At 68.4% G+C, this 14062-nt stretch carries 14 protein-coding genes; 7 read left to right on the top strand and 7 right to left on the bottom strand.

Features of this window, described 5'->3' with window-relative positions:
* Positions 1-15 precede the first annotated feature (15 nt).
* Entirely contained in the window at positions 16-1920 is a 1905-nt protein-coding gene (gene acs / locus OHS03_RS04285; protein ID WP_328660943.1) for an acetate--CoA ligase, read from the top strand.
* 166 nt (positions 1921-2086) lie between these two features.
* The gene (locus OHS03_RS04280) at positions 2087-2707 is read left to right on the top strand and encodes an LON peptidase substrate-binding domain-containing protein (protein WP_328660941.1); all 621 of its coding nucleotides are present in this window, start codon (positions 2087-2089) and stop codon (positions 2705-2707) included.
* A gap of 25 nt (positions 2708-2732) precedes the next feature.
* On the opposite strand, the gene OHS03_RS04275 is transcribed toward OHS03_RS04280, so the two are convergent.
* Positions 2733-3716, bottom strand: coding sequence for an NAD(P)-dependent alcohol dehydrogenase (locus OHS03_RS04275; RefSeq protein ID WP_328660939.1), 984 nt, complete (start codon positions 3714-3716; stop codon positions 2733-2735).
* A gap of 82 nt (positions 3717-3798) precedes the next feature.
* Positions 3799-5064, bottom strand: a complete 1266-nt coding sequence (locus OHS03_RS04270; protein WP_328660937.1) for a Fic family protein — start codon at positions 5062-5064, stop codon at positions 3799-3801.
* Positions 5065-5227: 163 nt separating this feature from the next.
* On the opposite strand from OHS03_RS04270, the gene OHS03_RS04265 reads away from it, so the two are divergent.
* Positions 5228-5650: a QcrA and Rieske domain-containing protein gene (locus OHS03_RS04265; RefSeq protein ID WP_328660935.1), complete on the top strand. Its 423-nt coding sequence runs from the start codon at positions 5228-5230 to the stop codon at positions 5648-5650.
* Between the two features lie 8 nt (positions 5651-5658).
* Here the strand turns inward: OHS03_RS04265 and OHS03_RS04260 are convergent, their stop codons facing one another.
* Positions 5659-6129, bottom strand: a complete 471-nt coding sequence (locus OHS03_RS04260; RefSeq protein ID WP_328660934.1) for a VOC family protein — start codon at positions 6127-6129, stop codon at positions 5659-5661.
* 191 nt (positions 6130-6320) lie between these two features.
* Between OHS03_RS04260 and OHS03_RS04255 the strand changes: the two genes are divergently transcribed.
* Positions 6321-7169 (top strand): TIGR03619 family F420-dependent LLM class oxidoreductase, encoded by an 849-nt coding sequence (locus tag OHS03_RS04255; protein WP_328660932.1) that lies wholly within the window; start codon positions 6321-6323, stop codon positions 7167-7169.
* A gap of 13 nt (positions 7170-7182) precedes the next feature.
* On the opposite strand, the gene OHS03_RS04250 is transcribed toward OHS03_RS04255, so the two are convergent.
* Positions 7183-7899, bottom strand: coding sequence for a hypothetical protein (locus tag OHS03_RS04250; RefSeq protein ID WP_328660931.1), 717 nt, complete (start codon positions 7897-7899; stop codon positions 7183-7185).
* A complete protein-coding gene (locus tag OHS03_RS04245; RefSeq protein WP_056816393.1) occupies positions 7896-8849 on the bottom strand; it encodes a hypothetical protein in 954 nt (317 codons plus the stop codon). The genes OHS03_RS04250 and OHS03_RS04245 overlap by 4 nt, the downstream gene beginning before the upstream one ends.
* Positions 8850-8934: 85 nt before the next feature.
* Here OHS03_RS04245 and lspA point away from each other — a divergent pair, with 85 nt between their 5' ends.
* From lspA to OHS03_RS04230, 3 genes are read left to right on the top strand one after another with little or no spacing between them, the layout of a single operon-like run.
* Entirely contained in the window at positions 8935-9552 is a 618-nt protein-coding gene (gene lspA / locus OHS03_RS04240) for a signal peptidase II (protein ID WP_328660929.1), read from the top strand.
* A complete protein-coding gene (locus OHS03_RS04235; RefSeq protein ID WP_062988582.1) occupies positions 9549-10475 on the top strand; it encodes an RluA family pseudouridine synthase in 927 nt (308 codons plus the stop codon). The genes lspA and OHS03_RS04235 overlap by 4 nt, the downstream gene beginning before the upstream one ends.
* Positions 10468-11307, top strand: a complete 840-nt coding sequence (locus OHS03_RS04230; RefSeq protein WP_328660927.1) for a hypothetical protein — start codon at positions 10468-10470, stop codon at positions 11305-11307. Before OHS03_RS04235 ends, OHS03_RS04230 begins: the two co-directional genes overlap by 8 nt.
* 16 nt (positions 11308-11323) lie before the next feature.
* On the opposite strand, the gene OHS03_RS04225 is transcribed toward OHS03_RS04230, so the two are convergent.
* A complete protein-coding gene (locus OHS03_RS04225; RefSeq protein WP_328660925.1) occupies positions 11324-11497 on the bottom strand; it encodes a hypothetical protein in 174 nt (57 codons plus the stop codon).
* Positions 11498-11615: 118 nt separating this feature from the next.
* Entirely contained in the window at positions 11616-14039 is a 2424-nt protein-coding gene (locus OHS03_RS04220) for a cation-translocating P-type ATPase (RefSeq protein ID WP_328660924.1), read from the bottom strand.
* Positions 14040-14062: the final 23 nt, after the last annotated feature.

Below are 14062 nucleotides of genomic sequence, written 5' to 3'. Positions count from 1 at the left end.
GAAGGAGAGTTTCTTGTGACCAGTTTCCCGCCTGCCCCCGAGTTCGCCGCGTCGGCCAATGCCGATGCCTCGCTGTACGAGCGGGCGCGCGCCGATCGCGACGGTTTCTGGGCCGAGCAGGCCAACCGGTTGCACTGGCACAAGCCCTTCACCGAGGTGCTCGACTGGACCGACGCGCCGGTCGCGCGCTGGTTCGGCGACGGCGAACTCAACGTCTCCTACAACTGCGTCGACCGCCACGTCGTCGACGGGCACGGCGACCAGGTCGCCATCCACTGGGAGGGCGAACCGGGCGACTCGCGCGCGATCACCTACGCGGAGCTCCTCGATGACGTGTGCAGGGCGGCCAATACTTTCACCGCGCTCGGCCTGGTCGCCGGTGATCGGGTCGCGATCTACATGCCGATGGTGCCCGAAGCCATCGTGACGATGCTGGCGTGCGCGCGACTCGGGCTCACCCACTCGGTGGTGTTCGCCGGGTTCTCCCCCACCGCCTTGCGTCAGCGGGTCGACGATGCCCAGGCGCGGTTGATCGTGACCACCGACGGTCAGTGGCGGCGAGGCAAGCCCGCCGCGCTGAAGTACGCCGTCGACGAGGCGCTGGGTTCGGATCCGTCGAGCGTCGAGCATGTGCTGGTGGTGCGCCGAGTCGGACTCGATGTGCCGTGGACCGAGGTACGTGACCTGTGGTGGGACGAAACCGTCGCTGTCGCTTCGCCTTCCCACGAGGCACAACCCTTCCCCGCCGAGCACCCACTGTTCATCCTCTACACCTCCGGCACCACCGGTAAACCGAAGGGCATCCTGCACACCACCGGCGGCTACCTCACCCAAACCGCCTACACCCACCACAACGTCTTCGACCACAAAGCCGGACACGACGTCTACTGGTGCACCGCCGACATCGGCTGGGTCACCGGACACAGCTACATCGTCTACGGACCACTCGCCAACCGCGCCACCCAAGTCGTCTACGAAGGCACCCCCAACTCCCCCGACGAACACCGACACTTCCAGATCATCGAAAAGTACGGCGTCACCATCTATTACACCGCGCCTACCTTGATCCGCACGTTCATGAAGTGGGGCCGCGAGATCCCCGACGCGCACGATCTGAGCACCCTGCGAGTGCTCGGCTCCGTCGGCGAACCGATCAACCCCGAAGCATGGCGCTGGTACCGAGAAGTGTTCGGCGCGAACAAGACTCCGATCGTCGACACCTGGTGGCAGACCGAAACCGGCGCCATCATGATCTCGCCGCTACCGGGCGTCACCGCGACCAAGCCCGGTGCCGCGATGGGCCCACTACCGGGGATTTCCGCCCAGGTCGTCGACGACGAAGGCACGCCACTGGGATCCGACGAATCCGGGCTGCTCATCCTGGATCAGCCGTGGCCGTCGATGCTGCGCGGCATCTGGAACGACATGGACCGCTACCGCGAAACCTATTGGCAGCGTTTCGCCTCCGAGGGCTGGTACTTCGCCGGGGACGGCGCCAAGCTCGACGCCGGCGGCGATCTGTGGATCCTGGGGCGCGTCGACGACGTCATGAATGTGTCCGGTCACCGCATCTCCACCGCCGAGGTGGAATCCGCGCTCGTCGGGCACCCGGCCGTCGCCGAGGCCGCCGTGGTCGGTGCGTCCGACGAGACCACCGGACAGGGAATTGTCGCCTTCGTCATCCTGACCGGGTCGGCGGCCACGACCGACGCCCTCGTGTCCGAGCTCAAGGCAGCGGTCTCGCTGGAGATCAGTCCGATCGCCAGGCCGCGCCAGATCCACATCGTGCCGGAGCTGCCCAAAACTCGCAGCGGCAAGATCATGCGCCGATTGCTGCGCGATGTCGCCGAAGGTCGCGAACTCGGCGACACCTCGACACTGGTCGACCCGAGGGTGTTCGAATCGATCGCCACCGCGTGAGGGGCCTCGGCCGCGGGCGAGCACCCTTCGTTATCGCGAAAGGCGCACGATGGCGCGGGAATCGCCTGGCCCACGTCACCGACAAGCGGCCACGAACCTGCCGAAAGGACACAGCGTGAGCGCGCCGGATGGACGTAGTCCGCGCGACACCGGGCATGCTGGAACGGTGGAGATACCAATATTCCCGCTGGGCGCGGTGCTGCTACCCGGTGAGTCGCTGTCGTTGCAGATCTTCGAGCCACGGTACGTGGCGCTGGTCGAGGACTGCACGGATGGGCGGCGGGAGCCGGAATTCGGTGTCGTGCTGATCGCGCGCGGGCACGAGGTAGGAGGTGGTGAGGTGCGCACGGAGGTGGGCACCGTCGCCAGGATCACCGAGGTGATCGAACTTCCCGGTTCGCGATACCGGCTGCGCTGCAAGGGAACCGACCGCATCCGCGTCGAGAAGTGGCTCGACGACGCCCCGTATCCCCGGGCGGAAGCCGAACTCTGGCCGGACGGCGCCGGTGCCGACGACGGCGAGTTGCTGGCGGGCCTGCGTGAACGTGCGGACCGTCTGCACACGCTGACGGCCAAGTTCGCGCGGCGCAACGGCATCCGCAGGCCGCCGCCGTCGGCATCGCTGGACGATCTGTCCGACGATCCGACCACCCGCTCCTACGAGCTCGCCGCTCGCCTGCCGATCGGGCCGACCGACCGCCAGTCGGCCCTGGCCGCTCCGGATCCACGCAGTCGGCTCGCGGCCCTGTCCACCTCCGTCGATGACGCGATCGCGATGATGGAGTGATGATGGAGTTCCGCCTGCTGTGAGGTCAGTCCGTCGACGCGACGGTGATCACGATTTTCGCCCGCGCGTGTTCGGTCTCCATGTACTCGATCGCGGCGGGCGTTTCGGCCAGCGGATAGGTCCGGTCGATTGCCGGGCGGAGCAGGCCCGACTCGATCAGTTCCCGCAGTTCGGTCAGCGACTCCGAAGTCTGCTCGGCCGTGGGAACCCGGATGGCGGGTTTCACGAACGGTCGAGCCAGCTGACCGCGCGCGAGCAGGCCGACCGGGCCGAACCAGCTGCCGCCGTCGAAGTTGCCGCCACCGGAGAGCACCAGCGTCCCGGCGGGTTCGACCAGGCGCAGCAGTGCCCGCAGGTTCCGCGTTCCGGCAAGGTCGAGGACGGTGTCGTAGCGGCCGGTCACGGTGTCGCGCGTGTAGTCGACGACATGCTCCGCGCCGAGCGCGCGCGCAGCCTCGACATTGCGGGTGCTGCACACCCCGGTGACCTGCGCGCCCCGTGCTCGGGCGATCTGGACCGCGAAGGTGCCGACCCCACCGGACGCGCCGATGATCAGCACCCGCTCGCCCTCGCCGACGTGGCGCAGGCAGGTCAGGGCGGTATTGGCGGCCAACGGCACCGCCGCGGCTTCCTCGAAGCTCAGATTCGCCGGTTTCCGGTCGAGCAACGCCCGCGGCACCGCGATGTACTCCGCGAACGCACCGCTGACCGCCTCGCCGAACACCTCCTCGCCCAGAGCCAGCTCCGCGACACCGTCCCCCACCGCCTCGACGATCCCCGCGAAGTCCCCACCCGGCACCGGGTTCGCCGGTCCCTGGCGACCGAACACCGACCGATCCATCCACCGCGCGATCTTCGGATCCCCCCGCATCACATGCCAATCCCGCGCGTTCACCGACGAGGCGCGCACCCGAACCAGCACCTCACCCGCGCCCACCGACGGCCGCCCGACCTCCACTGCCGTCAACATCGCCGCTGACCCGTATACCTGCTGCGCAATCGCCCTCACACCGAGAACGCTAGGCTCCCCGACCGCCCACCACATCAGGGGAATCCCCCGATCTACCCGGAGATTTCACGCCGGTGCGGCACTACCCACGAGGCACCGGCCGCTGCGGCGAACGTGTCTCGCCATCGGGGTTCGCCAAGCACCGTTCGAGTGCGCCGAACGCCTCGAAGACTTCGGGAGCCTCGAACGCGCGATTGCGGCGGCCGACCGTCAATTGCCGCAGGACTCCGGCATCGACCAGTCGTTCGATCGCCGTATTGGCGGCGGGAAAGCTGCGCTCGACCAGGGCGGCGGCAGTAGCGACAGTGACGATCGGTGCGCCGACGAGATGCGGAAGTAGCAGGGCCGCAGCTGAATCCGATCGTAGCGGCGCGACTCGCTCGCGCCATCGCGTCAACAAGGCGGCGGTTCTCGCTTCGAACACCATGGCGTCGGTGACCGCCTGCGTACACGCTGCGGCGAGCCTGCCGATCCAAGCATTCGCGCCCGCCACGGCCGCCGCCGCATCGGGTCGACCGAGGTGACGGAACGTGGTGAGACCATCGATGTAGCTACGGGTCGCCGTGGCCAAGACGAGCGAAACCGGCGCGATCACCCGCTCGGACAGGCCTCGTCGACGGAGCACGAGGTGGATCAGGACACGTCCTGCACGCCCGTTGCCGTCGACGAACGGGTGGATCGTCTCGAACTGGGCGTGTGCGATCGCGGCCTGCGCGACCGCGGGCAGATCGTCGGTGTTGGCGAACGAGATCAGGTCCGCCATCAACTCCGCGACGTACTGCGGCGGCGGTGGCACATACACAGCGGAGCGCGGGTTGTAGGAACTGCCGCCGATCCAGTTCTGCTGGTCCCGGTACCGCCCGCCGTGGGAGGCGAGGTGCGTGCCGGTCATCAATCGTCGATGCACGTCGGTCAGCACCGCGTCGGTGATTTCCTCACCGCGCGAGACCGAGCGCACGCCCAGTGCCATCGCATCGATATTCGCCAACACTTCCACTGCGGTGACATCGGTGGATACTCCGTCGAAGGCCGACGCGACCTCAGCGCGCAGCAACCGTCGCGCGCCGATTTCGAGACCTTCGATGCGCGAGGAGGCGACGGCCTCGGCGCGCAGCAGCAGTCGTGACAGCACCTCGGTATCGGACAACGCCGTCGCGTCCCGATCGAGCCGGGCGATGGCGATCTCGGCATCCGCGATATCGGCGGCCGTGGCGCCGTCGAAGGTGAAGGCCCTGCCCATCAGCGGATCCGGTAGATAGGCAGCAAAAGAACCGGCGCTCCGGTCACGACGGGACAACCCACCACGATCGAGAGAACTCTCCCACCGACACGACAGCAGCTCTGCCACATCACACCTCCTTATTAAAGTTTACCGGCTAATCTTTAATAAGAAGTAGAGATCGCTCGCCTGCAATCGGGTTCGGTCGAACCGGGAGGGGATGTCCGACGTTGACAGGGGAAGAGCCGGTCGGCGTATCGGCGGGGGTATCGACTGAATCGGAGAACGAGCGATGACCATCAACGATTTCTCGCTGAACCGACGCGCTGTTGTCGTCGGCACGGGTGTGTTGGCCGCCGCGGCGACGCTGACCGCGTGCGGCGCGGCCGAGATGGGCGACTCGGCACCCGTGGCGCCGCCCGGGCCCGGGGCACCCGCCGGTGCGCTGGTCAAGGTGGCGGATGTCCCGGTGGGCGGCGGGGTGATCGTCGGCGACACGGTGGTCACCCAGCCGACCCCGGGCAACTTCGTCGGGCTGTCGTCGACCTGCACGCATGCCGGGTGCAAGGTCGCGACCGTGGCCAAGGGCACGATCAACTGCCCGTGCCACGGCAGCCGATTCGGGCTCGACGGCGCCGTGCGTGGCGGGCCGGCCACGAAGCCGCTGGCCGCCGAACCCGTTCGCGTCGAGGGAGACTCGATCGTTCCCGCGTGAGCGGACGATCAGCCGGCGGCCTCCATCATCTCGGACATGCGCCGTTCCATTTCTTCCGGCGAGACGTCTTCGATGTGGGTGGCCACCGTCCAGCGGTGACCCCACGGATCTTCGAAGGCGCCGCTGCGGTCGCCGTAGAACTGGTCGGTCATGGGGGTGGTCGCGGTGGCGCCCGCGGTGAGCGCCGCGGCGAAGGCGGCATCGGCGTCGGGAACGTAGACCATCAGGTTCACCGGGGAGCCCCCGACGGACTTCGGGTCGACGAAGCCGATCTCGGGGACCGGGTCGCCGACCATGAGCACCGAGTCGCCGACGAGCAGTTCACTGTGGACGACGGTGCCGCCAGGCCCATCCATCTTCATCCGCACGGTCGCGCCGAAGATCGCGGCATAGAAGTCGATCGCGGCGGCCGCTCCCGCGCACGCCAGCCCGGGACAGATCCGCGGATAACCGTCAGGAAAGGGGGAAACATCAGACATCGGATACCTCCGTGTCGAGAGTGATGCTCGGACGGAACCAGCGTATTCCCCTCGCCTGATCGGGGAAAGGCCATCACCTGCTCGGCCTGCCACTGAGATCAGGACTAGTAGAACTGGTTCTACTCATGTAGAACTGGGTTCAGGTTGTAGAACCTGTTTCAGTTTTGCTGTCGAAGTCGGAGGGCCGGGACGTGCGCTACGGGGTTGTGTTGTTCACCAGTGACCGGGGCATCACGCCCGCCGATGCGGCCAAGGCCGCCGAGGACGCCGGATTCGACGCGTTCTACGTCCCCGAGCACACCCATATCCCGGTCGTACGCGCCGCGGCCCATCCGCAGACCGGGGACTCCTCGCTCCCCGACGACCGGTACCTGCGCACCCTCGACCCGTGGGTCGCGTTGGCCACCGCCGCCGCGGTCACCGAGCGGATCACGTTGTCGACGGCGGTGGCGCTGCCCGCCGAACACCATCCGATCACCCTCGCCAAGACCATCGCCTCCCTGGATCACCTGTCCGGTGGCCGGGTGGAGCTGGGGGTCGGATTCGGTTGGAACACCGACGAACTCGCCCATCACGGCGTTCCCGCGAACAAGCGACGCACGGTGTTGCGCGAGAACCTCGACGCGATGCGGGCACTGTGGTCGCAGGAGGAAGCCGAGTTCTCCGGCGACTTCGTGAAGTTCGGAGCGAGCTGGTCCTGGCCCAAGCCGGTGCGCGCCGGGGTCCCGGTGCTGCTCGGCGCGGGCGGTACCGAGAAATCGTTCGGTTGGCTCGCGGCCAACGCGGACGGTTGGATCACCACCCCGACCGAAGGCGACCTCGGTGCCAAAGTCGAACTGCTGCACCGTGTCTGGAAGGACGCGGGTCGTGACGGTACCCCGAGGGTGATCGCGCTGGCGGGTCGTCACGACGGCGAGCAACTCGCTCGCTGGGCCGACCTCGGCGTCACCGAGGTCGTCTTCGGTCTTCCAGACAAGGCCGCCGACGACGTCCGTGGCTATCTCGGCCACCTCGGCGGGAAACTCGCCGTCTCGGCGTGAGCCCGAACCGGTTTCAGCCGCGGAGCTTGCGCACCTGCGCCGCGGTGAGATCGGAGAGCACGCCGGGGTCGACGACTTCCGGCGCGGTGACGACCACCTGAACCAGCGTGTTGCCCACCTGGACCAGTGATGTCGCCGAGGTGAGGGTGAGCCCGTCGCTCGTCGCGGTCAGGGTGAACGCCGAGTCGGCGTCGCCCACCGGCGGCTGCGCGAGCGCGCTGGTTCGATACTCGATCCGCACGCCCGCGTCGTCACCGGAGTAGCTGGTACAGCGCCGGGGCTGGGCTTGGAGCGCGTCGAACGCCGGGGCCAGCGCCGTGTCCGGGTAGCTCGCGGCGTCGATGTCGATGGTGGCGAAGCTGGGCCCCGCGAACTGCACCGACGCGGCGGCCGCCGACCCCGGCCACTGCTGCGCGATCGGCGAGAGCAGACGCCCACAGTCCGGCGGATCCGTGAGCGCCGCAGGCGGTACCGCAGGCTCGGCGGCGTCACCGCGCGGCGGCACCACCGCGAAATCACCGGGCAGATCCGTAGCGGCGAGCAGACCGGCCGACAACTGCGCCGCATCGCGAACGACAGCCCCGGTTCCGGGGGCGGCCGTGACAGGGGCGGAGAACGGACCCGATCCCGGCGAATCCGCCGCGTCGTCTGACCCACAGCCCGCGACCGCGGCCAACCCGACACAGGCCGAAACAGCCGCGCCGACGCGCAGCGCACCTGCTCGCATCATTCCGTCCAGGAAACGCGGGTCGACTGCGTCTGCACCAGGGTGCTCACGCTGCGCGCGTCCCGATAGGTCTGCTGGCCACCGATCTCGATGGAACCCGAAACCGGCAGCGGCATACCGAGATCGATGGTGATCGAGCCGACGCCTTCCATCACGTAGCCGTCGATGTCGAGCTCACCCGCGTCGTTGGGCAGCTCCCACACAGTGTCGGTGGGCGTCTGATTCACCTGCAGATCGATGGTGAGCCGGTCGCCCTCCCGGCTGGTGAGCGTGGCCGTGGTGATCTGGTCCAGGGTGACCCCGCCGGTGATCGTCTGATGCACCGTCCACACCGCACCGACCCCAACGGGCTGGTCCGGGAACGCGATCGACTGATACACAGCCTGGTAGAAGGCCTGTTCGAGCGCGGCCCGCGCGGTATTCGGGGTATCCGGCGACGGGGCCATGCGCAGCTCGGTGATCGCGCCGAAGTCGCTCATCCCCAAACCGGCGTGTGAACCGTCGGCCGAAGTGAACGCCTTGTTGAGCGCGGGGTCGGGGGTGGTGACCGCGCCGACGGTGAGGTCGACGCCGTCGCTGCCCGCGCGCGCGGTCATCGGGATGGTCAGCGCGGCGGGCGAGAAGTCGCGGGAGGGCTGATCGTTGACCTGCTGCTGGATCCGGTAGTCGGTGCGCAGCGTCACTTCCTGAGTGGTGCCCACCGCGTAGCGCGGTCGCAGCAGATCGCGCGGCTCCTCGCCGGGCGAGACCATCGTGGTGACCGCGGCCGAGATCGGCACGGTGACTTCCTTGCCGATGCCGAGCGGCTCGGTGCCGTCCACCTCCGCGGCAGGGGCCGAGCGATCGGCGCACCCGGCGCCGAAGGTCGCGAACCCGAGCACGAGCGCCACCAGTAACACCCCGGGGCGCGCGATGCGGGGTACGCGAGATCTAGACAACACCGTCACAGCCATCAGGGTACGACCGCTTCCTGAGTAACACCTGGGACTCCTCGGCACCGCGGCGCAGGCCAGATCACCACTAGGGAATGATGGACGCGTGAGTGAAGACCGGCCCACCGACAACGCTGCCGTCCCCGAGACCGGCGACGACTCAGCCACCCCCTCGGCCGCTGCCACACCCGAGGCCGCCGACACGGCGAAACCCGCTGGTCGCCGCCGTTTGACGACGCTGCTGATCATCGCCGTCGTCCTGTTCGGGCTCGACCTGCTGACCAAATGCCTCGCGGTCGCCTTCATCGACCCGGGCGAATCGGTGCCGATCATCGGCGATTTCGCGCGGTTCACCCTGGTGCGCAACCCGGGCGCGGCGTTCTCGATGGCGACCGGCATGACCTGGCTGCTCACCCTGATCGCCGCCGCGGTGGTGATCGGCGTGATCCGGATCGGGCGCACCCTGCGTTCGCTGTGGTGGGCCATCGGCCTCGGCATGGTGCTGGGTGGGGCGCTGGGCAACCTGGTCGACCGGATCTTCCGATACCCAGGCCCGCTGCAGGGCCATGTGGTCGACTTCGTCGCCATCGGCTGGTGGCCGGTCTTCAACGTCGCCGACTCGGCCATCGTGTGCGGGGCGATCCTGCTGGTCGCGCTCACCGTGTTCGGTTTCGAACCGGACGGCACCCGCAGCGGTCGCAAACACACCGAGGAGACCGTATGAGAGAAACCAGAACCATGCCCGTCCCCGATGGACTCGACGGGATGCGGGTGGACGCGGGACTCGCCCGCCTGCTCGGCCTCTCGCGGACCGCGGTCGTGGCGCTGACCGAGGACGGCTCGGTGCAGATCGACGGGGTCGCCGCGGGTAAGTCCGACCGGCTCACCGCGGGCGCGTGGCTGGAAGTGATCTTCCCCGAACCCAAGCGCGAACTGACGGTCGAGGCCGCCCCGGTCGACGGGATGAACATTCTCTACGCCGACGACGACATCGTCGCCGTGGACAAGCCGATCGGCGTCGCCGCGCACTCCGGCGTCGGCTGGACCGGACCGACCGTGGTCGGCGGCCTGGCGGCGATGGGTTATCGCATCTCCACCTCGGGCGCGCACGAACGGCAGGGCATCGTGCACCGGCTCGATGTGGGCACCTCCGGTGTGATGGTGGTGGCACAATCCGAACACGCTTACACGATGCTCAAGCGCGCCTTCAAGGAACGCACGGTCGACAAGCAATACCATGCACTCGTGCAGGGACACCCCGATCCGAGCAGCGGCACCATCGACGCGCCGATCGGGCGCGCGCGGGGCAATGCCTGGAAGTTCGCGGTGACCGGCGACGGCAGGCCCAGCGTCACCCACTACGACACCATCGAGGCGTTCCAGGCGGCCAGTCTGCTCGACGTCCACCTCGAAACGGGCCGCACGCACCAGATCCGGGTGCACTTCTCGGCGGTGCGCCACCCCTGCGCGGGTGACCTCACCTACGGCGCCGACCCGACGCTGGCCAAACGCCTCGGCCTGGAACGGCAGTGGCTGCACGCACGTCAGCTCGGCTTCCATCATCCCGCCGACGGCCGCTGGCTCGAGATCACCAGCGAGTACCCCGCCGACCTAGCGGGCGCCTTGGACGTACTACGCAATGCCTGACGACCCGCGGTCGTCCGAGCCGGCGCCGGACCCGGCGCCGGACGACCGCGGGGAACCGCCCGCCGAACCGGCGCGAGCACCGGTGGACGACAGCGCACCCACCTCCTCGGAAACGCTCGGGAACATGCCCGCCGAGCCGGGATCACCGGCCGACGACGGCGATTCGGACGACCACCGACTCTCCCTACGCAATGCCGTCATCTACGGGATCGCGACGATCGGTGCGCTGATCCTGCTGGTCGTCGCGTTCCGCGAGCCGCCGCCCGCGTCGGCGGTGGCGACCGACCGGCTCGGACCCGCACCCGGCGAGCAGGTTCAGCACTACCTCGACGACGCGCTGGCCTCGCTCGGCGGTGACGGCGCCGACCAGCACTGGGCGCTGGTGTCGTTCTCCGAATACCTGACGCCCCAACAGATTCCGGCTACGGCCGAAGGGTTGCGGGTCTCCGGGGTGATCCAGCACGTGCCGGTCGATCGGGTGCAGACACCGGTGATCACGGTCGCCACTCCGGCCGGCGACGAGCCCGCGGTGAAATCCGGCGAGGCGGCAGCGGGTCTGGTCGCGGCACAACAGTTCCGCGATCAGCGCAGCGCCGAGATCGCCCATCTCACCGAGTCGCGCCTGCGGGCGGGCTGCGCGTGCACGGCGGGCATCGTCGTGCGCGGCACGCTGCCCCAATTACGTGACCTCGCAACACGATCCGGAGTCCGTGCGGTGCAGGCGCTACCGGCCGACGCCGTCGCGGGCCGGTTCGCGGTGAGCCCGTTGCTGCCGGGCAGCACCGATACCGTCACCCCGACCCCCGACGACGGCCCGGTTCCGACCGAGTAGCACCCCGGTCGGCCACCTACGGCCGATCGCCGGCACGGCGCGAATCGGCCAGCTCCCACAGCGTGCGTGCCCGGTCCACATCGCCGGCCTGGTCGTAGGCATCCGCCATCACTTCGAGCGCACCGGCATCGAGCCGGTCGATAGCCACGATGAGATCGGAAAAAAGATCGTCCAGTTCGTCGGGGGTCATCGGGTGGTCCCGAGACGGCGCGACAGCGTTACCTCCATAACCGGCAAAGGTACTCCAACACCGAATGTCGGTCCGGCACAAGGGTTCTGGAATCGGTTACGGCAGGGTCAGCTACTCCTCACGCTCCCTGCGCACCCACCGGAGGAAAGAGCTTGCCCGCACCGCCGGAGCGCCGAGCCTGCACCCACCATGCCAGCTCGACCAGCACGATGCCGATCGCACCGCACACCACCGCGGCCAGCGTCAGCCGCGGATTGGACGGGTCGAGTTTGAAGAACTCGCGGGTGAACGGGATGGTGAACAGCGCGACGTAGGCGAGTACGGAGACCGCGATCAGCACGACCTTCCACCACACATACGGCCGCGCCACCAGCACGAGCACCCACACCGCGATCATGATCAGCGTGATCAGCGCGGTGGTGCCCGCCTGCACCTTCTGCGTCTCCGAGGCTTCCGGTCCGGCGTAGGCGATGAGGTAAGAAACGAACGTCGCGATGCCGATCACCACGCCCGACGGCACGGCGAGGCGCATCACCCGGCCGACGAAGCCGGTGCGGGCGCGCTCGTTGTTGGGCGCCAGCGAGAGCACGAAGGCCGGGATGCCGATGGTGAACCAGGCCGCGATGGTGACGTGGCGCGGCAGGAACGGATACCCGATGGGGTCGTAGCCGAAGATCTGCGAACCGACGCCCGCGATGCCGACGAGGAAGGCCAGCAACACCGAGTACACGGTCTTGGTGAGGAACAGGTTCGAGACGCGCTCGATATTGCCGATCACCCGGCGGCCCTCCCCCACCACGTACGGCAGGGTCGCGAACTTGTTGTCCAGCAACACGATCTGCGCCACCGCGCGGGTGGCCGGGCTGCCGGCGCCCATCGCGACGCCGATATCGGCATCCTTGAGCGCCAGCACGTCGTTGACGCCGTCACCGGTCATGGCGACGGTGTGCCCACGCGACTGCAAGGCGCCGACCATGGCGCGTTTCTGGTCGGGACGGACCCGGCCGAAGGTGGTTTCGTGATCGAGGATGTCGGCGAGCGCGGCCGGATCGTCGGGCAGGGTGCGCGCGTCGACCGCGTGGTCACCGCCGGGCAGGTCGAGTGAGGAGGCGACCGCGCCGACGGACACGGCGTTGTCGCCGGAGATCACCTTGATCGAGACCTGCTGGCTCGCAAAGTATTCCAGGGTCTCCTTGGCGTCTGGGCGCACCTTCTGCTCGAGCACCACCAGGGCGGCGGGCTCGACCCGGCCGGGCGCGTCGTCGGCGTCGACCGGGCGGTCGCTGCGTGCCAGCAGCAGCACACGCAGGCCCGACGAGCCGAGCTGCTCGGCATGGGCGGCGTCGGCGGAGCCGGAATCGAGCAGCACGTCGGCGGCGCCGAGCAGCCAATCCCCGTGGGCGCCATAGGAAATGCCGCTCCACTTCTTGGCCGAGGAGAACGGCGCGATGGCGGTCTGCGACCAGCCGGGCGAGTCGGGCAGCGCTTCGGCGATAGCCTGCACGCTGGCATTGGGGCGCGGGTCGTCGCCGGCGAGCGCGGCCAGTGCGGTCTTCACCTGTGCCTCGTCGAACGTGCCGAGCGGTTCGACCTGAGCCAGGCGCATGCCGTTCTCGGTGAGGGTGCCGGTCTTGTCCGCGCACACCACGTCGACGCGGGCCAGGCCCTCGATCGCGGGCAGTTCCTGGACCAGGCACTTGCGTTTGCCCAGACGCACCACACCGACCGCGAAGGCGATCGAGGTCATCAGCACCAGGCCCTCGGGAACCATCGGCACCAGCGCGGCGACCATCCCGGTCACGGCGGGTCGCCACGATTCCCCGCTGGAGACCAGCTGGTTGTAGATGCTGAGCAGACCGGCCGGAATGAGCAGGTAGGTGATGAATTTCAGGATTTTGTCGATACCCGAACGCAATTCGGAGTGCACCAGCGTGAACTTGCTGGCTTCCTCCGCCAATTTCGCGGCGTAGGCGTCCTTGCCGACCTTGGTCGCGCGGTAGGCGCCCGAGCCCGACACCACGAAGCTGCCCGACATCACCGGCGCGCCGACGCCCTTGTGGATCGGGTCGGCCTCACCGGTCAGCAGCGACTCGTCGATCTCGAGCGCGGCGGCCTCTTCGACCTCGCCGTCGACCACGATCTGATCGCCGGGACCGAGCTCGATCAGATCGTCCAGGACCACCTCGCCGGGCGCGACCTGCTGGGCGAGGCCGTCGCGGCGCACGGTCGGCTTGGCCTGGCTGACGATCGCCAGCTCGTCCAGGGTCCGCTTGGCCCTGACCTCCTGGATGATGCCGACCGCGCTGTTGGCCACGATGAGCAGCCCGAACATGCCGTCGATGATCGAGCCCGTCGACAGAACGAGCAGGAACAGCACACCGAGAATGGCATTGATACGGGTGAAGACATTCGCGCGAACGATCTCGGCGACCGAACGACTCGCCCTGGCCGGGACGTCGTTGGTGCGCCCGTCGCGGCGACGCTCATCGACCTGTGCTGCGGTGAGCCCGGCGGCCGCGGGTTCCTGCACGGATATGGACATGCTCGCCAGATTAGCCGGTCGTA

This window comes from Nocardia salmonicida (genome assembly GCF_036142455.1).
In the GTDB taxonomy this organism is placed as follows: domain Bacteria; phylum Actinomycetota; class Actinomycetes; order Mycobacteriales; family Mycobacteriaceae; genus Nocardia; species Nocardia salmonicida.
This window is presented reverse-complemented; position numbering and strand designations above follow the sequence as displayed.

Bases quoted from the DNA above. Each gene is read 5' to 3' on its own strand.
- OHS03_RS04265 (WP_328660935.1), top strand. From the start codon at position 5,228: ATGACCATCAACGATTTCTCGCTGAACCGACGCGCTGTTGTCGTCGGC.
- OHS03_RS04260 (WP_328660934.1), bottom strand. From the start codon at position 6,129: ATGTCTGATGTTTCCCCCTTTCCTGACGGTTATCCGCGGATCTGTCCC.
- OHS03_RS04250 (WP_328660931.1), bottom strand. From the start codon at position 7,899: ATGATGCGAGCAGGTGCGCTGCGCGTCGGCGCGGCTGTTTCGGCCTGT.
- OHS03_RS04245 (WP_056816393.1), bottom strand. From the start codon at position 8,849: ATGGCTGTGACGGTGTTGTCTAGATCTCGCGTACCCCGCATCGCGCGC.
- OHS03_RS04235 (WP_062988582.1), top strand. From the start codon at position 9,549: ATGAGAGAAACCAGAACCATGCCCGTCCCCGATGGACTCGACGGGATG.
- OHS03_RS04230 (WP_328660927.1), top strand. From the start codon at position 10,468: ATGCCTGACGACCCGCGGTCGTCCGAGCCGGCGCCGGACCCGGCGCCG.
- OHS03_RS04225 (WP_328660925.1), bottom strand. From the start codon at position 11,497: ATGACCCCCGACGAACTGGACGATCTTTTTTCCGATCTCATCGTGGCT.
- OHS03_RS04220 (WP_328660924.1), bottom strand. From the start codon at position 14,039: ATGTCCATATCCGTGCAGGAACCCGCGGCCGCCGGGCTCACCGCAGCA.